The 21,981-nt window shown below is 69.7% G+C and carries 25 protein-coding genes; 16 read left to right on the forward strand and 9 right to left on the reverse strand.

The genetic code is table 11. The annotated features are described in order from the left end of the window. Positions 1-44: 44 nt before the first annotated feature. Both QFZ67_RS33360 and QFZ67_RS33365 read right to left on the reverse strand, forming a co-directional pair. Positions 45-251 carry a DUF5999 family protein gene (locus tag QFZ67_RS33360; RefSeq protein WP_307664751.1) on the reverse strand — a complete coding sequence of 69 codons (207 nt, stop codon included), beginning with the start codon at positions 249-251 and terminating at the stop codon, positions 45-47. Between the two features lie 341 nt (positions 252-592). Further along, positions 593-1,180: a hypothetical protein gene (locus tag QFZ67_RS33365; RefSeq protein WP_307664752.1), complete on the reverse strand. Its 588-nt coding sequence runs from the start codon at positions 1,178-1,180 to the stop codon at positions 593-595. Between the two features lie 500 nt (positions 1,181-1,680). Between QFZ67_RS33365 and QFZ67_RS33370 the strand changes: the two genes are divergently transcribed. After that, a complete protein-coding gene (locus QFZ67_RS33370) occupies positions 1,681-3,192 on the forward strand; it encodes a glutamate-cysteine ligase family protein (protein WP_307664753.1) in 1,512 nt (503 codons plus the stop codon). Between the two features lie 8 nt (positions 3,193-3,200). On the opposite strand, the gene QFZ67_RS33375 is transcribed toward QFZ67_RS33370, so the two are convergent. Next, entirely contained in the window at positions 3,201-3,719 is a 519-nt protein-coding gene (locus tag QFZ67_RS33375; protein WP_307664754.1) for a hypothetical protein, read from the reverse strand. A 209-nt stretch (positions 3,720-3,928) separates the two neighbouring features. On the opposite strand from QFZ67_RS33375, the gene QFZ67_RS33380 reads away from it, so the two are divergent. Continuing rightward, the gene (locus QFZ67_RS33380) at positions 3,929-4,681 is read left to right on the forward strand and encodes a CPBP family intramembrane glutamic endopeptidase (RefSeq protein ID WP_373430158.1); all 753 of its coding nucleotides are present in this window, start codon (positions 3,929-3,931) and stop codon (positions 4,679-4,681) included. A gap of 75 nt (positions 4,682-4,756) precedes the next feature. Here QFZ67_RS33380 and QFZ67_RS33385 read toward each other — a convergent pair whose 3' ends face one another. Beyond that, the gene (locus QFZ67_RS33385; protein WP_307664756.1) at positions 4,757-5,584 is read right to left on the reverse strand and encodes a PhzF family phenazine biosynthesis protein; all 828 of its coding nucleotides are present in this window, start codon (positions 5,582-5,584) and stop codon (positions 4,757-4,759) included. Between the two features lie 138 nt (positions 5,585-5,722). On the opposite strand from QFZ67_RS33385, the gene QFZ67_RS33390 reads away from it, so the two are divergent. Beyond that, positions 5,723-6,325: a PadR family transcriptional regulator gene (locus QFZ67_RS33390; protein ID WP_307664757.1), complete on the forward strand. Its 603-nt coding sequence runs from the start codon at positions 5,723-5,725 to the stop codon at positions 6,323-6,325. Positions 6,326-6,407: 82 nt separating this feature from the next. Here QFZ67_RS33390 and QFZ67_RS33395 read toward each other — a convergent pair whose 3' ends face one another. Beyond that, positions 6,408-6,836, reverse strand: a complete 429-nt coding sequence (locus QFZ67_RS33395) for an SRPBCC family protein (protein ID WP_307664758.1) — start codon at positions 6,834-6,836, stop codon at positions 6,408-6,410. Between the two features lie 242 nt (positions 6,837-7,078). Here QFZ67_RS33395 and QFZ67_RS33400 point away from each other — a divergent pair, with 242 nt between their 5' ends. From QFZ67_RS33400 to QFZ67_RS33410, 3 genes are all read left to right on the forward strand, one after another. After that, entirely contained in the window at positions 7,079-7,603 is a 525-nt protein-coding gene (locus QFZ67_RS33400; RefSeq protein ID WP_307664759.1) for a Clp protease N-terminal domain-containing protein, read from the forward strand. A gap of 107 nt (positions 7,604-7,710) precedes the next feature. After that, entirely contained in the window at positions 7,711-8,712 is a 1,002-nt protein-coding gene (locus QFZ67_RS33405; RefSeq protein ID WP_307664760.1) for a DMT family transporter, read from the forward strand. Positions 8,713-8,874: 162 nt separating this feature from the next. Beyond that, a complete protein-coding gene (locus QFZ67_RS33410) occupies positions 8,875-9,837 on the forward strand; it encodes a DMT family transporter (RefSeq protein WP_307664761.1) in 963 nt (320 codons plus the stop codon). 52 nt (positions 9,838-9,889) lie between these two features. Here QFZ67_RS33410 and QFZ67_RS33415 read toward each other — a convergent pair whose 3' ends face one another. After that, a complete protein-coding gene (locus tag QFZ67_RS33415; protein WP_307664762.1) occupies positions 9,890-10,555 on the reverse strand; it encodes a pyridoxamine 5'-phosphate oxidase family protein in 666 nt (221 codons plus the stop codon). Positions 10,556-10,590: 35 nt separating this feature from the next. On the opposite strand from QFZ67_RS33415, the gene QFZ67_RS33420 reads away from it, so the two are divergent. Further along, positions 10,591-11,922 (forward strand): aminotransferase class I/II-fold pyridoxal phosphate-dependent enzyme, encoded by a 1,332-nt coding sequence (locus QFZ67_RS33420; protein ID WP_307664763.1) that lies wholly within the window; start codon positions 10,591-10,593, stop codon positions 11,920-11,922. On the opposite strand, the gene QFZ67_RS33425 is transcribed toward QFZ67_RS33420, so the two are convergent. Then, entirely contained in the window at positions 11,913-12,986 is a 1,074-nt protein-coding gene (locus QFZ67_RS33425) for a DMT family transporter (RefSeq protein WP_307666066.1), read from the reverse strand. The genes QFZ67_RS33420 and QFZ67_RS33425 overlap by 10 nt on opposite strands. Positions 12,987-13,060: 74 nt before the next feature. Here QFZ67_RS33425 and QFZ67_RS33430 point away from each other — a divergent pair, with 74 nt between their 5' ends. Continuing rightward, a complete protein-coding gene (locus QFZ67_RS33430; protein ID WP_307664764.1) occupies positions 13,061-13,990 on the forward strand; it encodes a LysR family transcriptional regulator in 930 nt (309 codons plus the stop codon). Between the two features lie 20 nt (positions 13,991-14,010). Here QFZ67_RS33430 and QFZ67_RS33435 read toward each other — a convergent pair whose 3' ends face one another. Beyond that, positions 14,011-14,478 carry a pyridoxamine 5'-phosphate oxidase family protein gene (locus tag QFZ67_RS33435; RefSeq protein WP_307664765.1) on the reverse strand — a complete coding sequence of 156 codons (468 nt, stop codon included), beginning with the start codon at positions 14,476-14,478 and terminating at the stop codon, positions 14,011-14,013. 141 nt (positions 14,479-14,619) lie between these two features. Here QFZ67_RS33435 and QFZ67_RS33440 point away from each other — a divergent pair, with 141 nt between their 5' ends. After that, positions 14,620-15,270 carry a cysteine hydrolase gene (locus QFZ67_RS33440; RefSeq protein WP_307664766.1) on the forward strand — a complete coding sequence of 217 codons (651 nt, stop codon included), beginning with the start codon at positions 14,620-14,622 and terminating at the stop codon, positions 15,268-15,270. Here the strand turns inward: QFZ67_RS33440 and QFZ67_RS33445 are convergent. After that, the gene (locus QFZ67_RS33445; RefSeq protein WP_307664767.1) at positions 15,257-15,697 is read right to left on the reverse strand and encodes a Rieske (2Fe-2S) protein; all 441 of its coding nucleotides are present in this window, start codon (positions 15,695-15,697) and stop codon (positions 15,257-15,259) included. The genes QFZ67_RS33440 and QFZ67_RS33445 overlap by 14 nt on opposite strands. 130 nt (positions 15,698-15,827) lie before the next feature. On the opposite strand from QFZ67_RS33445, the gene QFZ67_RS33450 reads away from it, so the two are divergent. The 7 genes from QFZ67_RS33450 to QFZ67_RS33480 all read left to right on the forward strand — a co-directional run bounded on the left by QFZ67_RS33450 (position 15,828) and on the right by QFZ67_RS33480 (position 21,812). Then, positions 15,828-16,643: a HipA family kinase gene (locus QFZ67_RS33450; RefSeq protein WP_307664768.1), complete on the forward strand. Its 816-nt coding sequence runs from the start codon at positions 15,828-15,830 to the stop codon at positions 16,641-16,643. Next, positions 16,640-17,023: a DUF3037 domain-containing protein gene (locus QFZ67_RS33455; protein WP_307664769.1), complete on the forward strand. Its 384-nt coding sequence runs from the start codon at positions 16,640-16,642 to the stop codon at positions 17,021-17,023. The genes QFZ67_RS33450 and QFZ67_RS33455 overlap by 4 nt, the downstream gene beginning before the upstream one ends. Positions 17,024-17,177: 154 nt before the next feature. Further along, the gene (gene fabG / locus QFZ67_RS33460; RefSeq protein WP_307664770.1) at positions 17,178-17,939 is read left to right on the forward strand and encodes a 3-oxoacyl-ACP reductase FabG; all 762 of its coding nucleotides are present in this window, start codon (positions 17,178-17,180) and stop codon (positions 17,937-17,939) included. Positions 17,940-17,956: 17 nt separating this feature from the next. After that, positions 17,957-18,718 carry an SDR family oxidoreductase gene (locus tag QFZ67_RS33465; protein WP_307664771.1) on the forward strand — a complete coding sequence of 254 codons (762 nt, stop codon included), beginning with the start codon at positions 17,957-17,959 and terminating at the stop codon, positions 18,716-18,718. 116 nt (positions 18,719-18,834) lie between these two features. After that, positions 18,835-20,415: an ABC transporter substrate-binding protein gene (locus tag QFZ67_RS33470; RefSeq protein ID WP_307664772.1), complete on the forward strand. Its 1,581-nt coding sequence runs from the start codon at positions 18,835-18,837 to the stop codon at positions 20,413-20,415. A gap of 68 nt (positions 20,416-20,483) precedes the next feature. Further along, positions 20,484-21,167, forward strand: coding sequence for a uracil-DNA glycosylase (locus tag QFZ67_RS33475; RefSeq protein WP_307664773.1), 684 nt, complete (start codon positions 20,484-20,486; stop codon positions 21,165-21,167). A gap of 138 nt (positions 21,168-21,305) precedes the next feature. Beyond that, a complete protein-coding gene (locus tag QFZ67_RS33480) occupies positions 21,306-21,812 on the forward strand; it encodes a hypothetical protein (protein ID WP_307664774.1) in 507 nt (168 codons plus the stop codon). Positions 21,813-21,981: the final 169 nt, after the last annotated feature.

Raw genomic sequence — 21,981 nt, forward strand, 5'->3', positions numbered from 1 at the left:
GCGGAGATCAGTCTCCGGGCCGGCCCCTTGTCGTACGGACGGCGCTAGGCGGCCGTCATCACCTGCCCGCTCGCCCGCGGCCGGTGCGGCGCGATGATCTGGCCGTCCGGCAGCAGTTCACCGGTGTCCTCGAAGAGCAGTACGCCGTTGCACAGCAGGCTCCAGCCCTGCTCCGGGTGGTGCGCCATGAGACGGGCGGCTTCCCGGTCGGCTGAGTCGGATGTCGGGCAGGCTGGCTGGTGCTGGCACATGGGTGGGTTCTCTCGCTGCGTTGTAGTGACTGTGACTGTCCTGCGGCTCGATGAGGTGTTCATGGCCGCCCCCCGTATCTGTAGGTCCGATCCCAGTGTTGCCCTACGGGCGTCAATCCGCAGGGATTTCGCGGCAGCTCTTCTTACTGGTTAATGACGTGTCACTCGGGCGGACGGTTCAGCTCAACTCCATTGTCCTTTCGGGTGGTTCGGGGTGGCCGGTATGGGCTAGTCCGGATGGGGTAGGAGTGCGCCCCGCGACCGGGTGGTCACGGGGCGCAAAGGGGGGCGCGAGCTGGGCTCGAGCAGCGCGCGTGCGGGGCTCGAGCGGTGGCGGACGGTCAGGCTGGGGAGCCGAGCAGCGGAGCCGGTGTGAGCCGCAGGGTCATCACCGGCAGCAGATCGGCGACCCGGTGCGCCCGGTGTGCCGCTATGCCGGGAGGCGCTGGGCGCAGCGGCACCAGGACGTCCGTCGGAAGGGGTGTGCCGACCGAGGCGTCGGCGTCCGTGTCGCCGTGCAGCCAGAGAGTGAGCATGTAGAGCTCGGGGATGGAGAGCAGGCGTGGCTGGAAGTGAGTCTTCATTGACTCGGCCTGGCGCAGCGCCCGTTCGGTGGAGCTTAGGTAGGGCCCTTCGAAGAAGTGGGAGAAGGTCCAGCCGTCGGGGGTGAGCATCGTCTCCGCCGCGGCCACGGCTCGTTCGCCGCTACGGATCAGAAAACGCCAGCCCGCGAGGCGGGTGTAGGGGGCACTGTCGCTCGGCACGATCTGATCCAGTACGTGGACGGGCAGCGGCAGTTCGGGGCTCAGAGGTCCCTGGACGGACCTGAGAGCGGGTGTGCGGGCCTCGCGGACGGCTGTCGGGGAACCGAGTGCCGCGAGGACGCTGCGCAGGGCAGGCGCGGGGGCCGGGGGGACATGCAGCGGCATGATGGGTCGCCTCTCACTTCGGAGACACGTTGGTGCAAGGGTTGGTGCAAGGGGCAAGGGCAGGTGCGGACGGCGCTGTCAGCGTGCGGGGCCAGAGGGGCCGGAAAGGCCACCGGGCGCCAACTCTCTGCCTTGTTCACGGAGTTTATACGAAACGTGTTCTCACAGTGTTTCTGCTAGCGCTCGTGCGTATTTCCGGCAAGGCGGTATCAGGTCTTTCTGTTGCGGTTTTTCTGCCGATTTTTCGTGAGGGTAGGTCCGCAGCCTGGGATTTTATCGGCCGAGCGGTAGGCCGAAACCAGTCGGTGTTTTTCACCAGGCATCAGGCGGTGGTAACTGCGTAGTGCATCATGCCGAGGGAATGTGCCGCTCGATCACTCAGTAGACACTACCGGCTGCGGACCGTTCGCGGGGCGTTAGAGATCAGTGAGTCTGGGCATTATCGTCCGTGACGCGAGCGGCTGATGCTCCGTGGTGCCCACTCGAGGAGGGACGCTTCGATGGGGGAGAAGGTCGTGGCAGGCGGGATCGACCTGTCCGATCGGCAAAGGTACCGGCGAAAGTTGCAGCAGTGCCTCGCGGGACTGGGGAGGCTGCTGGCGGAGAAGAGGTTCGACCGGCCCAGGAATCTCATGGGCCTCGAGATCGAGCTGAATCTCGCGGGTGCCGACGGGCTGCCACGGATGATGAATGCGGAAGTTCTCGAGCGCATCGCAAGCCGTGATTTCCAGACCGAGCTCGGAATGTTCAACCTGGAAGTAAATATCCTTCCGCACCGGTTGAGCGGGAGAGTTCTGGACCAGCTGGCCGAGGAGTTGCGCACCGGTCTCGGATATGCGCACCGGAAAGCGGCCGAGGTCGGCTCGGGGATCGTGATGATCGGAATTCTGCCGACACTCGCCCAGCATGATCTGGTTTCCGCGAACCTCTCCGACGTCGACAGATACATGCTGCTCAACGACCAGATCGTCGCGGCGCGCGGCGAGGACTTCATGCTCGACATCGAGGGCGTGGAGCGGCTGACCTGCACCTCGGCGTCGATAGCTCCCGAGGCCGCCTGCACCTCGGTGCAGCTGCACCTCCAGGTGACGCCGGCGCGCTTCGCCGATGTGTGGAACGCCGCGCAGGCGGTGGCCGCCGTGCAGGTGGCCGTGGGCGCCAACTCGCCCTTCCTGTTCGGCAGGGAGCTGTGGCGCGAGTCGCGGCCGCCGCTGTTCCAGCAGGCCACCGACACCAGACCGCCCGAGCTCCAGGCCCAGGGGGTCAGGCCGCGTACCTGGTTCGGCGAGCGGTGGGTGACCTCGGCGTACGACCTCTTCGAGGAGAATCTGCGCTACTTCCCCGCCCTGCTGCCGATCTGCGACGACGAGGACCCGCTGAGGGTGCTCGACGACGGCGGCGTCCCGCGGCTGCAGGAACTCGTCCTGCACAACGGCACGGTCTACCGCTGGAACCGCCCGGTGTACGGAGTCGTCGACGGCGTGCCCCACCTGCGGGTGGAGAACCGCGTACTGCCCGCCGGGCCCACCGTCACCGACGTGATCGCCAACACCGCCTTCTACTACGGGCTGGTGCGCGCGCTCGCCGAAGAGGCCAGGCCCGTGTGGAGCAGGCTGCCCTTCGCCGCCGCGGCCGACAACTTCGACACCGCGTGCCGACACGGCATCGACGCAGAGCTCCAGTGGCCGCGCCCCGGCCGGGTGGGCGGCATCACGCGGGTGCCGGCCGTCAAACTCGTACGCGACGAACTGCTGCCGCTGGCCGCAGCGGGACTCGACGCGTGGAACGTCGAGCCCGCCGACCGGGACTTCTATCTCGGCGTGATCGAGGAACGGTGCAAGAGGCGGGTGAACGGGGCGTCGTGGCAGGCCGACACGTACCACCGCGCGCTGGAGGCCGGTCTCGAACGGGACGCAGCCCTCGCCGCCACCACCCGCCGTTACTGCGAGCTGATGCACCAGGGCGAGCCGGTACACACCTGGCCGGTCGGTTTCCCCGGCGCGCACTCCTGAGCAGGCCTTCACTGAGCGGCGGTCTGGCCCGCCTGGCCGACCGCCATGATCGCTTTGAGGATCACGGCCTGGATCTCGGCGGGGTCGCTGACCTGGTAGCCCGCGCCGCCCGTCGCCTTGGCGATCTGGTCGACCTCCTGAAGGTCGGCGTCCGGCCCGACCGCGATGGCGATCAGCGGCACCGGGCGCTCAGGGTCGGCGAGCTCCTGCGCGACCTCGTAGTTCTCGCGGGCGGCGACGCGTATGTCCATGCACTGGCCGTCCGAGGTGATCTTCTCCGCGCGGGCGCGGTCGGCGACCTCGCGCACGGCCGGGGCGATGTCGGGGGAGGCGACGATGTCCAGGGGTATGGCGGAGTCCTCGCACGACTCCGCGAAGGACAGCAGGCCGCTCTGCGCCGCGATCCCAGTCCCCGCCACCACGGCGATGACAAGCATCGCGGCGACGGCGATCGTGCGACGGCGCCCCCGCGGACGGGACCTGCCTTCATCCGTCGCCTCGTCGTCGGGCAAGCTGTGACGTCCCATGCGGTGGTGCCCCTCCTTGAACGATGAGCAAGGAAAAGGGGACCGCGTCATCGCGATGACGCTCGTCCCCCGGCCTGTCGCGCGCGATCTTCGTACCTGTATTCGAGACCCTAGCGGGGCGAGGATGGGGACGAGGCGGGATTACTCAACTGGAGGCAGGTGTGCAGGCGGAGGCGGGACGCGTGGCTGATTCTCTTCCTCAAGAGGGCATGTCGCGAAGGATCTTGCGATCCGAGACTCTGCTCGTACTCGCGGTCTCGCTGGGCGCGAGCGGAGTATCGGCGCTGATCAGCTTTGTCGGATCGCTGACAAAGCCGGGTGGCCTCAAGGAGCAGGCGGCGACGCTGAACGCGTCGTACGCCCCTGGGCGGCCGTGGCTCGATCTCGCCTGGCAGCTCTTCGATATCGCGACGGGCCTGGTGCCTGTCCTGCTCGTCGCGCATCTGCTGCTGCGGGAGGGTGTAGGGCTGCGGTCGATCGGTTTCGACCGGAGCAGACCATGGGCCGACCTCGGGCGCGGCGCGCTCGTCGCGGCGGGCATCGGCGGTGCCGGGCTCGCGTTCTATCTGGTGGCACGGGCCTCCGGGTTCAACCTCACCGTGGTGCCCGAGGCGCTGCCCGAGGTGTGGTGGAAGTTCCCCGTACTGATCCTTTCAGCGATCCAGAACTCCGTACTGGAGGAAGTGATCGTCGTCGGGTATCTGCTGCGCAGACTGGGGCAGTTGGGCTGGACGCCGATGGCGGCGCTGGTGGCGAGCTCGGTGCTGCGCGGTTCGTACCACCTCTACCAGGGCATCGGCGGCTTCGTCGGCAACATGGTGATGGGCGCGGTCTTCGTGCTGCTCTACCGGCGGTGGGGGCGGGTCGGGCCGCTGGTGGCCGCGCACGCGCTGCTCGACATCACGGCCTTCGTCGGGTACGCGCTGCTGGCCGGGAAGGTGGGATGGCTGCCCACGCCGTGACCGGGGTGGGAGGAAGGGGCGTACGGCGGCTGCCGTACGCCCCTTGCCATGTGCGGTAGGCCGGTCGGGGCGCGGTCAGCTGCTCGGCGTGGTCAGCAGCTCGCCGTCGATGACGGTGACGGCGTGGCCGGTGAGCAGGGTGCGCTCGCCGCGCAGCGAGGTGCGGACCAGGCCGGAGCGGGCGGAGGCTTGCAGTCCGGTCAGTTCCGTACGGCCGAGACGGGCCGACCAGAACGGCGCGAGCGCCGTGTGCGCGCTGCCGGTCACCGGGTCCTCGTCGATACCGACCCGGGGGAAGAAGCCGCGCGAGACGAAGTCGTAGGAGCCGGCCGGGTCTTCGGCGGCGGCGGTGGCGATGATGCCGCGCTCGGAGTGCGCCGTCAGGGCGCGGCAGTCCGGGGTCAGCGCCCGTACGGCCTGTTCGTCGGCCAGCTCGACGACCAGATCGCCGATGTGCGGGCCCGTGTCGTGCGCCGAGATGACCTTGGCGCCGAGCGCCTCGGCGAGGCCGTCCGGGATCTCGACGGGGGTGAGCGGGGACGTCGGGAAGTCGAGGGTGATCGTGCCGTCCTCGTGGGCTGTGGCGGAGAGGGTGCCGCAGCGTGCGGCGAAGCGCACCGTGCCGCTCGCGGTGCCGGTGGTGTGCAGCACATGGGCGGTGGCCAGCGTGGCATGCCCGCACATGTCGACCTCGGTGGCCGGGGTGAACCAGCGCAGCGCCCAGTCGGCCTCGCCGCCGGCGGGCAGGGGGTGGGCGAAGGCGGTCTCCGAGAGGTTCACCTCGGTCGCCACCTGCTGGAGCCAGGAGTCGTCGGGGAACCGGTCGGAGTCCAGGAGCAGGACTCCGGCGGGGTTGCCGGTGAAGGGGCGGTCGGTGAAGGCGTCGACGATTCGAATCCGCATGAGCTGACCGTAGGGGCGGCGCAAAGCCGCAGGCCAAGGCCAATTCGGGGTTGCTGGACCGAGTGGGCGTTTCCATCCGACACATTCCGATATATCGTTGACGCATCGCGACAGATCAACGATGGAAGGGGCGTAGCGATGCGTTCACATGGACAAGGACACGAACACGGTCAGGGTCATGGGCACTGCGGGCCCGGCCATCAAGGTCGGGGCGACTTCGAGGGACGCCGTGGGGCGTTCGGTCCGTTCGGGCCGCCGTTCGGCGGGCCTTTCGGACGCGGTCGTGGCGGCGGTCGGGGAAGGGCGCGGCGCGGTGATGTGCGCGCCTCGATCCTCGCGCTGCTGAAGGACCGGCCTATGCACGGTTACGAGATGATCCAGGAGATCGGCGAGCGCAGCGGCGGGGCCTGGCGGCCCAGCCCTGGCTCGGTCTACCCGACACTCCAGCTGCTCGAGGACGAAGGTCTCATCACCAATGAGAGCGAGGGCGGCAAGAAGCTGTTCACGCTCACCGACTCGGGGCGCGCCGAGGCCGAATCGGGGCCGGAGGCTCCGTGGGAAGAGGCCGGGCGCGGAGTCGACTGGGAGACGGTCAACGAGATCCGGCAGGCCGGGTTCGGCCTGATGGAGGCGTTCGGCCAGGTCTGGAAGACCGGCAGCACCGAGCAGCGGCAGAAGGCCGTCGCCGTGATCAACGAAGCCCGTAAGAAGCTCTATCTGATCCTTGCCGACGAACACTGAGCCGGCGTGAGAGGGGCCCCGCGCAGCAGCGCGGGGCCCTTCTCGTGCGCCGGGTGTCAGGCTGCGGTGTCAGGCTGGGGCGTCAGGCGACGAGGCCGCCCAGCTTGCGCAGTGACTCGTTGAGCGCGGCCGTCGCCGAGTCCTTGAGCTTTCCGGCCATCAGCGACACGGCGGCGCCGGTGAACTCCCCGTCGATGCGCACCTTCGTGCCGTCCCCGTCCGGAGTGAGGGTGTAGCGGTTGCCCACGCTGACGCCCATCGGGCCCTTGCCCTTGACGCCCAGCACCCGGCCCGCCTTGAACTCGTCCACGGTCCAGGCCACTTCGGCCGGGAAGCCCATGAGCTTCATGTTCTCCTCGTAGGTGGCTCCCAGCTCCAGCGTCCCGGGGGCGCCATTGGGGAAACTGGTGTGGGTGGCGTTCCACTGGCCGTAGCTGGTGAAGTCCGTCAGCTGGGCCCAGACCTTCTCGGCCGGCGCCTCGATACGGGCCTCGGCACTGACTTCGGCCATACGACCACCCCTCCATGTCGGGTTTCGGTGTCGCGGAACGTAGCCGTGCCGACGTGAACATTCAATACTGATGAACAGTCAGGTCTGGTGCATGGCAAGGCGGCGCGCGCCCCTCGGGGAGAACTGTCTCGATCTCATCCCTAAGGAGGAGAAATCGCTCGCGTGTGCCCAACCTCCGTGGGATGCGTAAATGGGGCCCGACGGCGACGCCCGGGCTCCCGGGAGCTGATGAGGTGGGAGATGTGCAAAGCCCTGTCCCGCGGGTGCCTCAGCAGGCCCCCGCCACCCGTACGGAGATCGACGCCAGGCTCACCGTGGAGCTTGCCTCGGTGGTCGCGGGTGCGCGCAGGAGGGCGCTGCGCGACGGCGACCGGCAGATCGACACGGCCCATCTGCTGCACTCCCTGATCGAGTCGGACCCCGAGGCCCGTGCCGCTCTCGGCGCCGGACCGCAGGTCGCGCGGGTGCTCGGATATCTCGTGCAGCGCAGCATCGGATACGGGCTGCGCTGGCAGGGCTCGGTGGAGGACTCGGGCACCGTTCCCGTCGTACACGAAACGGACGCGGAGATGTCGGGATGGTCGCCTTCGGCGGCCGCCGCGATGCAGGGCGCGCTGGAGCGGGCGCACATGCGCGGCGACGAGCGGGCCGGGGGCACCGATCTGCTCGCCTGCCTCGCCGCGGACCCGGAGTGCCGGGCCGTGGAGGTGCTGGAGCGGGCCGGGGTGGACATGGAGCTGCTGGTCGGGCGGCTGGCGGCCGAATAGTGTCCGGATGACCCATGGATGGCCCGGACGTCTCGACTGGATGACCCGGACGTCTCGACATGTGTCACGGGGGTGACGGTCCTGACCGGCGCTGACATGATGTGCCGATGCGCGCGTCTCAGGGAAGGAGCGCCGGCCTGGGACTCGCCCTGGGCTCGGCGTTCGCATTCGGTGGATCAGGTGTCGCGGCCAAGCCGCTGATCGAAGCGGGTCTCGACCCGCTGCATGTGGTGTGGCTACGAGTGGCCGGCTCCGCCCTCATCATGCTGCCGGTGGCCTGGCGCCACCGTGACCTGGTGCTGCGCAGGCCCGCACTGCTCGTCGGCTTCGGGCTGCTCGCCGTCGCGGGCGTACAGGCCTGCTACTTCGCGGCGATCTCCCGGATCCCGGTCGGCGTCGCGCTGCTCATCGAATACCTCGCCCCCGCGCTGGTTCTCGGCTGGGTCCGCTTCGTGCAGCGCCGGCCCGTCACCCGGGCCGCGGCGGTCGGCGTGGTCCTCGCGGTCGCCGGACTCGCGTGCGTCGTCGAAGTGTGGGCGGGGGCCGGCTTCGACGCGATCGGGCTGCTGCTCGCGCTGGCCGCGGCGTGCTGCCAGGTCGGCTACTTCGTCCTGTCCGACCAGGGCGGCGACGGGGACGACGCGGCGGATCCGCTGGGTGTGATCGCGTATGGACTGCTCATCGGCGCGGCGGTGCTGACGCTGGTGGCGCGGCCGTGGGGGATGGACTTCTCGCTGCTCGGCGGGAGCGCGGACATGGGTGGTACGCAGGTGCCTGCGGCGCTGCTGCTGGGCTGGATCGTGCTGATCGCCACGGTGCTGGCGTATGTCACCGGGGTCATCTCTGTGCGCAAGCTCTCGCCGCAGGTGGCGGGCGTGGTGGCGTGCCTGGAGGCGGTCATCGCGACAGTGCTGGCCTGGGTGCTGCTGCGGGAGCATCTGTCGGCTCCGCAGATCTTCGGCGGAGCGGTGGTGCTGGTAGGGGCGTTCATCGCGCAGTCACAGGCGCCGAAGGCGGCGTCGGGGCCGGTGGCCGGGGGTGTGCCCGCACAGAGCGGCGCTGCCGTCGCTGCCGAGGGTGAGTTGTCGGCGCCGCACGTCGCACCGTAGGGTGGCGATCATGCATTTGACCGTACTTCCGCCGCCTGCCGCCTAGCGCGGGCGGCCGCTTTCTGACGAAGACCGGGCTCGGGGTGTCCCCGAGCGGTTCGTCGCTGCCCGCGTGACGCAGTCGAGCGACCACCCATCCCGTTCTTCACACGGAGAAGTCACGTGTCGAATGTTTCCTACGCTCCTTCTGTCGGCGTGCCCGTCGGGCGGAGCCTCCTCTATCTGATCTTTGCCGGAGTCGCATGGGGGACCGCGGGCGCGGCTGCCTCGCTGGTCTTCCGGGTGAGCGATCTCGGTCCTCTCGCGCTGTCGTTCTGGCGCTGCGCGGGGGGTCTGGTGCTGCTGCTGGGCGCGCTTGCGCTGCGGGCGCGGCGTACCGCTGTGGCCGGGGGTGTTGTCGCGGCGCCCGTCGAGCCGCGGCGGCGCCGGCTGCTGCGCATTCTCGCTACGGGAATCGGGCTCGCTCTCTTCCAGAGCGCCTACTTCGCGGCCGTCCAGGCGACGGGTCTCGCGGTGGGCACGGTCGTCACGCTGGGCGCGGGGCCTGTCCTCATCGCCGTGGGCGCGCGGCTGACGATGGGGGAGCGGCTCGGGCGGGGCGGCGTCGTCGCCGTCACCGGGGCGCTTGCCGGTCTGTTCGTCCTGGTCCTGGGCGGCGAGGGCGGGACGGTACGGCCTGCGGGGGTCGCGCTCGCGCTGCTCTCGGCGGCCGGGTACGCGGCGATCACGCTGCTGACGCGGTGGCTGGGGCGTGACGAGGGCGGCGGTGACTCGCTGGCCACGACGGCGTGGGCGTTCGCGATCGGGGCGGTGGGGCTGCTGCCCGTGGCGCTGGGCGAGGGGTTGCTGCCGCACACCGCGGAACTGGGGCGGGTGGTCTGGCTGTTGACGTACGTCGCGGCGGTGCCGACGGCGCTTGCGTACGCGCTCTACTTCGCGGGGGCGGCGGTGGTGCGGGCCGCGACGGTCTCGGTGATCATGCTGCTGGAGCCGGTGAGCGCGGCGGTGATCGCGGTGACGGCGCTGGATGAGCGGCTCACGGCGCCGACGGTGGTGGGGACGGCGCTGCTGCTGGCGGCAGTGGCGGGGCTGGCGGTGGCGGAGACGCGGGTGGGGAGGGGGTAGGGGCTCCGCCCCGGACCCCCGCTCCTCAATCGCCGGAGGGGCCTGGGTGGGCTCAAAGTGAGCCCGTCCGTCCCAGATAGCTCGGTACCCCGATCGACTCGTCCAGATCCGCCGCCGGGATCGGGGTGCCCTGCTGGGTGGTCAGCGGGACCACTCCCGTCCAGTACGGGAGTTCCGCGTCCTCCGGGTCGTCGTTCGGGCCGCCTGTGCGGAGCTTGGCCGAGACCTCCGTCAAGGTCAGGCGCAGGACCGCCGTCGCCGCCAGTTCCTTCGGGTTCGCCGGGCGGGAGTCGATTGAGCGGCCCGGGACGACATTGTCGACCAGGGCGTCGAGGGCGGTGCGCTTCTCCGTCGGGTCCGTGACCGGGTGGGCAGCGCCGTGGACCACGACTGAGCGGTAGTTGATCGAGTGGTGGAACGCCGAGCGGGCAAGGACCAGGCCGTCGACGTGGGTGACCGTCAGGCACACGTCGAGGCCGGGGTCCGACTCGCCCGCCATGCGCAAGGGGCGTGAGCCCGTCGAGCCGTGGATGTACAGGTGATCGTCGACGCGGGCGAACAGCGTCGGCAGGACGACCGGCGCGCCGTCGCGTATGAAGCCGAGATGGCAGACGTATGCCTCGTCGAGTATGGAGTGGACCAGCTCTCGGTCGTACGCGGCCCGGTCCCGGGAGCGGGTGGGGACGGTGCGTTCGGTCGGCTCGTAAGCGTCCGGCATTGCCAACTCCATTGTACTAGTGCATAATCTTGTTTGTGCTAGGAGAGTATCGGATTGTCGGACGCCGCGCATCGGAGATTGCCGCCAGCGTCGAGCGCGCGGTCGGCGCGGGTGACCTGGAACCGGGTCAACTGCTGCCGCCCATGCGGGAGCTGGCGACCGAGCTGGGCGTCAACCCGAACACCGTCGCGTCCGCGTACCGGACCCTGCGCGACCGCGGAGTCATCGAGACCGCCGGGCGCAAGGGCAGTCGGGTGCGCCCGCGGCCGGCCAGTACGGCCCGCGGGTCGATCCGTGTCGACGCGCCCCCCGGTGTACGGGACCTGGGCGAGGGGAACCCGGACCCCGCGCTGCTGCCGCCGCTGGGCGAGGCGCTCGCCGCCGCGGCCCGACGCAACGCGGAGGAGCCGGGTCTGTACGGACAGGCTCCCGTCGACGCGGAGTTCGCACGGCTCGCCCGCGCCGCGATGGACGCCGACGGCGTGCCCGCAGGGCCGGTCGCCGTCACCTCCGGATCGCTGGACGCGATCGAGCGCGTGCTCGCCGCGCACCTCAAGCCGGGTGACACGGTCGCCGTCGAGGACCCCGGCTGGGGCAGCCTGCTGGATCTGGTGCCGGCGCTGGGGCTGAAGCCCGTGCCCGTGGCGCTCGACGACGACGGGCCGCTGGCGAGCGAGGTGGAAAAGGCGCTCGCCGGCGGGGCGCGCGCGCTCATCGTCACCGACCGGGCGCAGAACCCCACCGGCGCCGCGGTGAGCCAGGCACGCGCGCGTGAACTGCGTGCCGTGCTCGCCAGGTTCCCTCAGACCCTCCTCATCGAGGACGACCACGGACACGCCATCGTCGATCTGCCGCTGCACCCCCTCGCCGGGGTCACGGACAGCTGGGCGCTCGTACGCTCCACCGCCAAGGCGTACGGCCCCGATCTGCGCGTCGCCGTACTGACCGGCGACGCCGTCACCGTCGACCGCGTCATGGGAAGGCAGCGGCTCGGTCCCGGCTGGGTCAGCAGGCTGCTGCAGCGCGCGGTGGTCCACCTCTGGACCTCGGGCGCGGTGGACCCGTTCGTCGTCGCGCACGCGTACGGGGAACGGCGCGATGCGCTCCTACGGGCACTGGCGGAGCGTGGCATCGAGGCCCATGGGCGCAGCGGGATGAACGTCTGGGTGCCCGTCCCCGACGAGACCGGGGCCGTGGCGCGGCTGCTGCACGCCGGCTGGGCGGTCGCGCCGGGGGCGCGTTTCCGGATGTCCGCGCCACCCGGCGTGCGGCTCACTGTCTCGGGCCTCGCGATGGACGACATCGAGCCGGTCGCAGACGCGGTCGCGGCTGCTGCCGGGCCTGCGCCCGCGCGCAGCTACGGCTGAGCCGCGGCCCCCGCCCCCGTCCCCGACTCGGCCCGCGCCTCTGACTCGGCCCGCCCCTCTGACTCGGCCTCGGCCTCGGCGCGAGACTGTGGCTGAGCCGAGGTACCGGTGGCAGCGGCCGGTGCCTTCGGCCGGCTCTGGGTCAGTGCCGCGCCCGCCAGGACGATCAGCGCGCCCACCGGAGTGTTCCAGCCCAGCTGCTCGTCCAGCACCGCGACGCCCGCGGCCGTCGCGATGACCGGGATGAAGTACGTGACCATCTGCGCCGTCGTCGGGCCGACCTCGGCGACCAGGCCGTACTGGAGGAGCAGGGCGAAGCCCGTCCCCAACACACCGAGCGCGACCACCGCGAGGAGCGGCACCAGCGGGAAGGACGTCGGCAGCGTCGTGAACAGCGGTGTGACCACAGCGAGTTGGACCGTCGCGAGCAGCAGTTGCGCGCCGGTCAGCGAGAGATTGGAGTGGCTGCTGCCGGCCAGTGTGCGGCGCACGTAGATCCAGCCGATCGGATAGCTCAGTGAGGCGAGCAGCGCCATCGCCGTGCCGCGGAAGTCGAGCCCGGAGAATCCCTGCCACGCGCCGAGCACGGTCAGCACGCCCAGGAAGCCGATGCCGAGCCCGGCGACCCTGCGCCGGGTCGGCCGGTCTTCGGAGAGTGCGACCAGCGAAAGGACCATGCCCCACAGCGGCGAGGTGGCGTTGCAGATGCCGGCGAGCGTCGATGGGATCGTCAGCTCGGAGTAGGCGAAGAGCGAGAACGGCAGCGCGTTGAGCACAAACGCGGCGACGGTGAGGTGCATCCAGGTGCGGATCCCGCGCGGCAGCCGCTCCCGCCGCACCGCCATCGCGACGGCCAGCACCGCCGTACCGAAGAACAGCCTGCCGAAGGTGACTTGAAAAGGCGCGTACTCGCCGGTGCCGACCTTGATGAGGAGGAAGCTGAAGCCCCACACCGTGGAGAGCACCGCGAAGCGGATGCGCCAGTCGAGGCCGCGGCGGCGTACGGAGTCGGCGGGTGCGGGGGTGGGGGCCGATGGAGTCCGGGAGGGGACGGCGGTGCTCATGCCGTCCACCTTGGCCGCTCCAATCTCGTAGGACAAGCGAGAATTATTTGCCGCGTTCGCTTAGCATTGCTTACATGTTGAATCTGGAGCGCCTGCGGACCCTGGACGCGCTGGCCCGCCATGGCTCGGTGAGCGGAGCGGCCGACGGGTTGCATGTGACGACCTCGGCCGTCTCCCAGCAGATGGCGAAGCTGGAGCGGGAGGTGGGCCAGCAGCTGCTGGCCAAGAACGGGCGCGGCGTGCGCCTCACCGACGCCGGTCAGCTGCTCGCGGACCACGCCGCGCGCATCCTGTCCCAGGTCGAGCTCGCGCAGGCCGACATCGAGGCGCAGCGCGGGCAGGTCGTGGGCGAGGTCAGGATCGGCGCGTTCCCGACAGCCGCCCGCGGGCTTTTCCCCGCGACCCTGACGTCGCTGCGCACGAGTCACCCCGAACTGCGAGTGCACTCACGTGAGTTGGAGCCCGAGCAGGGGATCAGGGAGGTGGTCAGGGGTGACCTCGATCTCGCGGTGGTGCTCGACTGGAGCAACAAGCGGCTACCCGTGCCGGGCGGGCTCGCGCAGGTCCATCTGCTCGACGACGTCCCGGATGTCGCCATGCACGCGGACCATCCGCTGGCGGACCGGGCGGAGGTGGATCTCGAGGAGTTCGCCGAGGACGACTGGGTGTCCTGGCCGGAAGGCGAATTCTGTTACGAGTGGCTGATGTTCACGCTGCGCTCGAAGGGCTTCGAGCCGCGGATCGCGCACATGGCGGAGGAGCACCATACGCAGCTGGCGCTGATCGAGGCGGGGCTGGGGGTGTGTGTGACGCCCAGGCTGGGGCGCGGCTGGGTGCCTGGTGGGGTGCGGCTCGTGCCCGTACGGCAGCGGATGCGCAGGCACATCTATGCGGTGTGGCGGACGGACGCGGACCGCCGCCCGTCGATCAGGGCGGCGGTCGGGGCCTTGCGCGAGGCCGCGGGCGCGGTGGAGCGGTCAGAGCCTGACGGCTTGGACGCCTGACGGCTTGGACGCCTGCTGTCTCAGAGGCCTGACAGCTTCCGGAAGTCCCAGGACGCGATCGAGTCGGGGGCCAGCCGCAGCCACGCATGCCTGCCGTCGTGCGGCATCTCGTCCATCCTGAAGTTCTTCCGCGCGAACAGCCTCTCCGGCACGTCCAGTTCGGGGCACGGCTCGCCGGTGCGTGGCGCCTCGCCCACGAAAACCGCGGTGCCGGACAGCTCCACGCCGCGCAGCTCCCCGTACTCCTCGCCGTCGTCGATCACGACCGCGAGCCGCGGATCGTGCCGCAGCTGTGCCCAGCGGCGGCTGCGCGTAATGGAGTACAGCCACAGTGACGTCCCGTCCCAGGCGAACCACAGGGCGCTGACATGCGGGCGGCCGTCGGCGGACACGGTGGCCACCCGGCAGGTGCGCCGCTCGGCCAGGAACTCGTCCAGTTCGCCGGGCGTCATCATGATGCGACGGCCCCGGCGCTGTGTGACGGCCATGGGCGGCCCCCTCCTCGTAGCTGACTGCGTGTCAGAAATCATGGAGGCTCTTCCTTCGTCGCGCAATGGCGGTTACTGTCGCGCGCCCGGTCGGAAGAATCGATCCGAAGAATCGATCCGATGAGTTGAAGAGGGGGAGTCGTGCCGTCCTTCGAACAGCTCGCGGAACAGCTTGACCCGGTCACCACGGCGCTGCTCACCGTCGAGTGCCAGCAAGGTGTGGTCGGCGAGGACAGCGCCCTGCCCGAACTCGCCGCGCAGGCACGGTCGTCCGGCGCGCTGTTCAGGATCGCCCGGCTGGTCGCGGGTGCTCACGAAGCCGGCGTACAGGTCCTGCACGCGGTGGCCGAGCGGCGTCCCGACGGGCGCGGCGCCAACCACAACGCGCGGCTGTTCCGGGCGGCCGCCCGGCTCCCCGTGCAGCAGCACTCCGGCACGACGGCCGTTCGTATCGCGCCGCCCATAGAGGTCGCGGACGGAGATCTCGTCGTACGGCGGCTGCACGGCCTGTCGCCCATCGCCGGCACCGACGTCGACGCGCTGCTGCGCAACCTCGGCTGCCGCACCCTCGTCGTCACCGGCGTCTCGGCAAACGTCGCCATCCCCAACGCCGTCTTCGACGCGGTCAACCTCGGCTATACGGCGGTGGTTCCCAAGGACGCCATCGCGGGGGTGCCCGCCGACTACACCCCCGCGATGATCCGCAACACGCTCGCTCTGGTCGCCACGATCACCACGACCGACGATGTGCTCTCCTGCTGGAAGCGGCCGCGCCGCGCTAGGCGAGCTTGATCGAGTCTCCGTCCACGGTGATGGAGGCGGGCGGCAGCGGCGAGGTGGCGGGCCCCTTCTTGACGCTGCCGTCCGCGGCGCTGAACTGGCTGTTGTGACACGGGCAGTTGATGATGCCGTCGGCGACGTCCTTCACCGCGCAGCCCTGGTGGGTGCACTTCGACGAGAACGCCTTGAATTCCCCGGCCTTCGGCTGTGTGACCACCACATCACCGATGACCTTGCCGCCGCCCTCGGGGATGTCGGCGGTCTTGGCGAGCACTTTGCCCCCGGCGCCCGCTCCGCCTGCCGGTGTGTCGGCCACCTTCTGCCCGCCGTCGTCCGAGCCGCCGCACGCGGTCAGCGCGACGGTGAGGCCAGCCCCGCCCACCGCGGCGACGACGGTACGGCGAGTCACGGTCCGCGACGGCACCTGCGATCCGGTCATGCTGGCTCCCTCTCCACGGTCGGCCTTCCATTGGCCGGTTCTTGATGTTGTACGCGCAGGGGGGCCGGGATGTTCACATCCTCACGATTTCAAGAATTTCTTCAGGAAGCCGATCTCGTACTGTGGGGCAATGCTCTCCGAAGTCACAGCGACCCGCTACGTCACGCCCTTGCGTGAAGGCGGGTCCCTCCCGGGCATCGTCGAGGCCGACGATCTCGGTACGTACGTCATGAAGTTCACCGGCGCGGGACAGGGCCGCAAGACCCTGGTCGCCGAGGTCATCTGCGGGCAGCTCGGGCGGCGGCTCGGCCTGCGCGTGCCGGAGCTGGTCAGCATCCAGCTCGACCCGGTGATCGGTCTCGGCGAGCCCGACCAGGAAGTGCAGGAGCTGCTGAAGGCGAGCGGCGGGCTGAACCTCGGGATGGACTTCCTGCCAGGTTCGCTCGGCTTCGACCCGCTCGCCTACGAGGTGGACGCGGCCGAGGCCGGCCGGGTCGTCTGGTTCGACGCGCTGATCAACAACGTCGACCGCTCCTGGCGCAACCCCAACATGTTGGTGTGGCACGGCGACCTGTGGCTGATCGACCACGGCGCGACCATGATCTGGCACCACAACTGGCCGGGCGCCGCCGCCTCCGCCGCCAAGCCGTACGACGCCTCCGACCATGCCCTCGCCCCCTTCAAGCCGGACATCGAGGCGGCCGCCGCCGAGCTCGCGCCGCTGGTCACCGAGGAACTGCTGACCGAGGTGGCCGCCGACGTCCCCGACGAGTGGCTGGTAGACGAGCCGGGCTTCGAGACCACCGACGCGCTGCGCCGCGCCTATGTCGAGGCGCTGCTGCCGCGCGCGGCGACGATCCGCACCCGCATCACCCTGGGCGAGCCGACCAAGCACCGGCCGTCGCAGGCCCCCGGCTGGCTGGCCGGGAAGGGTGGCGCGAAGTGAGCGGGCGCGATGTCTTCGAGTACGCGCTGCTGCGCGTGGTGCCGCAGGTCGAGCGCGGCGAGTGCTTCAACGCCGGTGTGGTGGTCTACTGCCGCGCCAAGTCCTTCGTCGCCGCCCGTACGCATCTGGACGAGGTGAAACTCAGAGCGCTGGACCCGGGCGCCGATGTGACGGGTGTACGCGCCGCGCTGCACGCCGTCGAGGGCGTCTGCCGCGGCGGCGAGGACGCGGGCCAGGCGGCGCGCGACGATCCGGGCCGCCGCTTCCGATGGCTGGTCGCGCCGCGCTCGACCGTCGTACAGCCGGGTCCGGTGCACACCGGGCTGACCGCCGATCCGGAGGCAGAGGTGGAGCGGCTGCTGACGCTGCTGGTCCGCTAGGCACCCCCTCAGTGACGCGGGGCACCCGATGGGCCGTTGACACCGGGTGCCAGGGCTTCTAGCGTCTCGTCTGCTGAAGGTACTAAGCGGTCGCTCATCCGGGGGACGTGGGACGTTACCGGGTGCGCCGCATCCAAGGGCGAGGAGAACCAGCATGTCCACCACCGAGCAGCGCGTCGCGGTCGTGACCGGGGCGGCGCGCGGCATTGGCGCTGCCACCGCGGTACGGCTGGCGGCCGAGGGCCGCGCCGTAGCCGTACTCGACCTCGACGAGGCGGCCTGCAAGGACACCGTCGAGAAGATCACCGCGGCGGGTGGCAAGGCCATCGCCGTCGGCTGCGACGTGTCCGACAGCGCCCAGGTGGAGGCAGCCGTCGCGCGCGTCGCCGCCGAACTCGGCGCGCCGACCATCCTCGTCAACAACGCGGGCGTGCTCCGCGACAACCTGCTCTTCAAGATGACCGAGTCCGACTGGGACACCGTGGTGAACGTGCACCTCAAGGGCGCGTTCCTGATGGCCAAGGCCTGCCAGAAGCACATGGTGGACGCAGGATTCGGGCGTATCGTCTCGCTCTCCTCCAGCTCCGCGCTCGGCAACCGCGGCCAGGCCAACTACTCCGCCGTCAAGGCCGGTCTGCAGGGCTTCACCAAGACCCTCGCCAAGGAGCTCGGCAAGTTCGGCATCACGGCCAACGCCGTCGCCCCCGGTTTCATCGTCACCGAGATGACGGCCCAGACGGCCGCCCGCGTCGGCATGGGCTTCGAGGAGTTCCAGGCCGCTGCCGCCACCCAGATCCCGGTCGCGCGCGTCGGGTATCCCGAGGACATCGCCAACGCCATCGCCTTCTTCACGGGCGACGAGGCCGGCTTCGTCTCCGGCCAGGTCATGTACGTGGCCGGCGGACCGCTCAACTGAATCGGGAGACGACGGACATGACCGCAGAGGTACAGGACAGCGGAAAGGTCGCGCTGATCACGGGCGCGAGCCGCGGCATCGGCTACGGCATCGCCGAGGCGCTTGTCGCCCGCGGCGACCGGGTGTGCATCACCGGCCGTGGTGAGGACGCGCTCAAGGAGGCCGTGGAGAAGCTCGGCGCCGACCGGGCGGTCGGCATCGCGGGCAAGGCCCACGACGAGGCCCACCAGGCGGCCGCCGTGGAGCGCGCCATGGAGGCGTTCGGCCGCGTCGACTTCCTGATCAACAACGCCGGCACGAACCCGGTCTACTCGCCGATGGCCGAGCTCGACCTGAATGTGGCGCGCAAGGTGTACGAGACCAACGTGATCTCGGCGCTCGGGTTCGCCCAGCAGACCTGGAAGGCCTGGCAGAAGGAGAACGGCGGTGCGATCGTGAACATCGCCTCCGTCGCCGGTCTCGCCCCGTCACCCTTCATCGGCGCGTACGGTATGAGCAAGGCGGCCATGGTCAATCTGACCCTGCAGCTGGCGCACGAGTTCGCGCCGGGTGTCCGGGTCAACGCGATCGCCCCCGCGGTGATCAAGACGAAGTTTGCCGAAGCGTTGTACGAAGGCAGGGAGGCCGAAGCGGCCGCGGCCTACCCGCTGGCACGGCTCGGAGTTCCGGAGGACATCGGGGGCGCAGCAGCGTTCCTCACGTCCGACCAGTCGGACTGGATCACTGGTCAGACGCTGGTGGTGGACGGCGGTATCTTCCTCAATGCCGGGGTTCACTGAGCAGCCTGAACCGTTTTGTTACTGAATGTGCTAAGTGCCCTGCCGGGCCAAAAGGTTGACCCGGCAGGGCGCTGCGGTATGGTCGGCCGACCCATGGCTGAACGAGGAGCGTGCACGTGTTCTACCGGACCTGTCTGCAGGCCGCTGCAGCCCTAGCGTCCATATCTCTGCTGGCCGGTTGCAGCCTGTTCTCGAATGAGGACGCCGAGCGTGAGCAGAAGATTTCGGTCGGTACGACGAGTGAGCCCACCACGCTCGACCCCGCCGCAGCCTGGGACGGCTCGTGGGAGTTGTTCCGAAACGTCTTCCAGACGCTCGTCAGCTTCCCGTCCGGCAGCACCGTGCCGAAGCCCGACGCCGCGAAGAGCTGCCGTTTCACGGATACCGGCAACAAGCTCTACGAGTGCGAGCTGAAGCCCGGACTGACCTTCTCCAACGGCGACAAGCTCGATGCCGCGGCCGTCAAGTACTCCATCGACCGGATCCAGAAGATCGATGTGCAGGGTGGCCCCAACGGTCTGCTCGGCTCCCTCGACAAGACCGAGGCGGTCGGCGACCGCATCGTGAAATTCAGCCTCAAGACGCCGGACGCGACGTTCCCGTTCATCCTGGCCACGCCTGCCATGTCCCTCGTCCCGCCCAAGGAGTACCCGTCGGACAAGCTCCGCGAGGACGGCGGGCTGACCGGTTCCGGGCCATATGTCCTGGATTCGTATGAGAAGGGCAAGAAGGCCGAGCTGGTCGAGAACACCAAGTACGAGGGGTTCGCGAAGCGCAAGAACAAGGCTGTCACCATCCGCTACTTCGGGCAGTCCGACGTGCTGGTCGACGCCCTGAAGAAGAAGCAGATCGACGCGATCTACCGTGGTCTGACCGCGGAGGAGGTCGTCAACTTCCAGTCGCAGAAGCCGGACTACGACGGCCTCCAGCTCGTTGAGACGGTCGGCGCCGACATCCGCTACCTCGTTTTCAACACCAAGGACCCGATGGCGGGCAAGCTCGCGGTGCGGCGTGCGATCGCCCAGGTCGTGGACCGCGGCGCGCTGGTCGGTAAGGTCTACCAGGGCACGGCCGAGCCGCTGTACTCCATGGTCCCCAAGGGCATCGCGACCCACACGACCGGGTTCTTCGACCGGTTCGGCGAGCCGGACGTGGCCAAGGCCCGCGAGACTCTCAAGGACGCGGGCATCACCAAGCCGGTGTCGCTGACGTTCTGGTACTCCTCCGACCGTTACGGCTCTTCCGCCACGCCCGAGTTCGCCGAGATAAAGCGGCAGCTCGACGCCTCCGGCCTGTTCAAGATCACGGTGAAGGGCCTGCCGGAGAAGGACTTCAAGAAGGGTTACAAGGCGGGCGAGTACGCCGTCTTCGGCCGTGGCTGGTTCCCCGACTTCCCGGACCCGGACAACTTTGTGGCGCCGTTCGTCGGTCCGAAGAACGTGCTCAATATTCCGTACGAGAGCCCGGAGATCACCGACCAGCTGCTGCCCGCATCCCGGCGCGAGAGCGACCGCGGTGCGGTCACCAAGCAGTTCGAGCGGGCACAGGAGATCCTCGTCGACGACGTGCTGCTGCTGCCGCTGTGGCAGGGCAAGCTGTACGTCGCTTCCAGTGAGGAGATCGGCGGCGGCGAGCTCGCTCTCGACCCGCAGACGGTCATGCAGATGTGGGAGCTGTACCGGAAGGCCAGCTGGTAGCCGCGATTGTCAGTGGCCGCGGGTAGGTTCAGTGGTCGATAACTGATCGCATACCGGAGGTTGTTGACGTGACCGACACCGACATGCTGCCCGAGTCCTGGCGCGACGTCCTCGGCGAAGAGCTCCAGAAGCCCTACTTCAAGGAGCTCACCGAGTTCGTCGAGGAGGAGCGGGCGCGCGGGCCGGTCTACCCGCCGCGCGAAGAGGTCTTCGCCGCGCTCGACGCCACCCCGTACGACCGCGTCAAGGTCTTGATCCTCGGCCAGGACCCGTACCACGGAGAGGGGCAGGGGCACGGCCTCTGCTTCTCCGTGCGGCCGGGCGTCAAGACCCCGCCCTCCCTGCGGAACATCTACAAGGAGATGGAGGCGGAGCTCGGCCACCCCGTCCCGGACAACGGCTATCTGATGCCGTGGGCCGAGCAGGGCGTGCTGCTGCTCAACGCCGTGCTGACGGTGCGCGCCGGCGAGGCCAACTCCCACAAGGGCAAGGGGTGGGAGAAGGTGACGGACGCGGTGATCCGCGCCGTGGCGTCGCGGCCCGACCCCGCGGTGTTCGTCCTGTGGGGCAATTACGCGCAGAAGAAGCTGCCCTTGATCGACGAGACGCGTCATGCGGTGGTCAAGGGCGCGCATCCCTCGCCGCTCTCGGCCAAGAGGTTCTTCGGCTCCCATCCGTTCACACAGATCAACGAGGCGGTGGCGGCCCAGGGGCACGAGCCCATCGACTGGCGGATTCCGAACCTCGGCTGAGCACCTCGGCCGAGCGTTCGCGCACCCGGCTGACAGGCTCGGGCCCGCGCCCGAGCCTGTGCCGCAATGTCCTTGGCGGCGGCTAGCGTCATGATCCGTGGATGGTCGCGATTCGCCGCAGGGACGTGGGAGGCCGCAGTGACGGAGCAGCAGGAGGCGTCGGAGGACGCCGTCATGACCCGCATCGGGCAAGCGATCATGTTGCTGCACGGCGGTGACCGCGAGGAGGCGCGCAATCGCTTCGGCGCGCTCTGGTCGGAGATCGGCGAGGCCGGTGATCCGCTCCACCGCTGCACTCTTGCGCACTACATGGCCGACGCCCAGGACGACGCAGGCGACGAGCTCGCCTGGGATCTGCGGGCGCTGGCGGCGGCGGAAGGGCTGGGCGAGGAGCGGCTGGCCCGGCACGAGGCGACGCTCGCCGTGCGGGCCTTCTATCCCTCGCTCCATCTCAACCTCGCCGCCGACTATGTGAAGCTCGAGCGCCCGGAGCCCGCGCGCGCCCACCTCGACCGGGCGCGCGCGGCGACGGACGCCCTGGGGGACGACGGATACGGAAACGGCGTCCGGGCAGCGATCGACCGGCTTGAGCGCCGGCTGAGCGGCGATGAGGCTGGACCGGCGAGCGGGGCTCAACTCCCGTAGGCCTCCTGGCAGATCCGGGACTCGGGGCTGCCTGGCCGCCAGCGGCCATAGCTCTCGCCGAGGGCGCAGACGTCCGGCCCGACGGCCGGCAAGGGCCGCAGGGGCGGCAGGGCAGGCGGCTCAGCGGTCCGGGGCTTGGGCGGCGGGGATGTTGGCTGCTCGTTCGGCA

Source organism: Streptomyces sp. V1I1 (assembly GCF_030817355.1).
Classification (GTDB): Bacteria; Actinomycetota; Actinomycetes; order Streptomycetales; family Streptomycetaceae; genus Streptomyces.

Coding starts and splice junctions, on each gene's coding strand:
- QFZ67_RS33360 (WP_307664751.1), bottom strand. CDS start 251: ATGTGCCAGCACCAGCCAGCCTGCCCGACATCCGACTCAGCCGACCGG.
- QFZ67_RS33365 (WP_307664752.1), bottom strand. CDS start 1,180: ATGCCGCTGCATGTCCCCCCGGCCCCCGCGCCTGCCCTGCGCAGCGTC.
- QFZ67_RS33370 (WP_307664753.1), top strand. CDS start 1,681: ATGGGGGAGAAGGTCGTGGCAGGCGGGATCGACCTGTCCGATCGGCAA.
- QFZ67_RS33375 (WP_307664754.1), bottom strand. CDS start 3,719: ATGGGACGTCACAGCTTGCCCGACGACGAGGCGACGGATGAAGGCAGG.
- QFZ67_RS33380 (WP_373430158.1), top strand. CDS start 3,929: ATGTCGCGAAGGATCTTGCGATCCGAGACTCTGCTCGTACTCGCGGTC.
- QFZ67_RS33385 (WP_307664756.1), bottom strand. CDS start 5,584: ATGCGGATTCGAATCGTCGACGCCTTCACCGACCGCCCCTTCACCGGC.
- QFZ67_RS33390 (WP_307664757.1), top strand. CDS start 5,723: ATGCGTTCACATGGACAAGGACACGAACACGGTCAGGGTCATGGGCAC.
- QFZ67_RS33395 (WP_307664758.1), bottom strand. CDS start 6,836: ATGGCCGAAGTCAGTGCCGAGGCCCGTATCGAGGCGCCGGCCGAGAAG.
- QFZ67_RS33405 (WP_307664760.1), top strand. CDS start 7,711: ATGCGCGCGTCTCAGGGAAGGAGCGCCGGCCTGGGACTCGCCCTGGGC.
- QFZ67_RS33415 (WP_307664762.1), bottom strand. CDS start 10,555: ATGCCGGACGCTTACGAGCCGACCGAACGCACCGTCCCCACCCGCTCC.
- QFZ67_RS33425 (WP_307666066.1), bottom strand. CDS start 12,986: ATGAGCACCGCCGTCCCCTCCCGGACTCCATCGGCCCCCACCCCCGCA.
- QFZ67_RS33430 (WP_307664764.1), top strand. CDS start 13,061: ATGTTGAATCTGGAGCGCCTGCGGACCCTGGACGCGCTGGCCCGCCAT.
- QFZ67_RS33435 (WP_307664765.1), bottom strand. CDS start 14,478: ATGGCCGTCACACAGCGCCGGGGCCGTCGCATCATGATGACGCCCGGC.
- QFZ67_RS33445 (WP_307664767.1), bottom strand. CDS start 15,697: ATGACCGGATCGCAGGTGCCGTCGCGGACCGTGACTCGCCGTACCGTC.
- QFZ67_RS33450 (WP_307664768.1), top strand. CDS start 15,828: ATGCTCTCCGAAGTCACAGCGACCCGCTACGTCACGCCCTTGCGTGAA.
- fabG (WP_307664770.1), top strand. CDS start 17,178: ATGTCCACCACCGAGCAGCGCGTCGCGGTCGTGACCGGGGCGGCGCGC.
- QFZ67_RS33465 (WP_307664771.1), top strand. CDS start 17,957: ATGACCGCAGAGGTACAGGACAGCGGAAAGGTCGCGCTGATCACGGGC.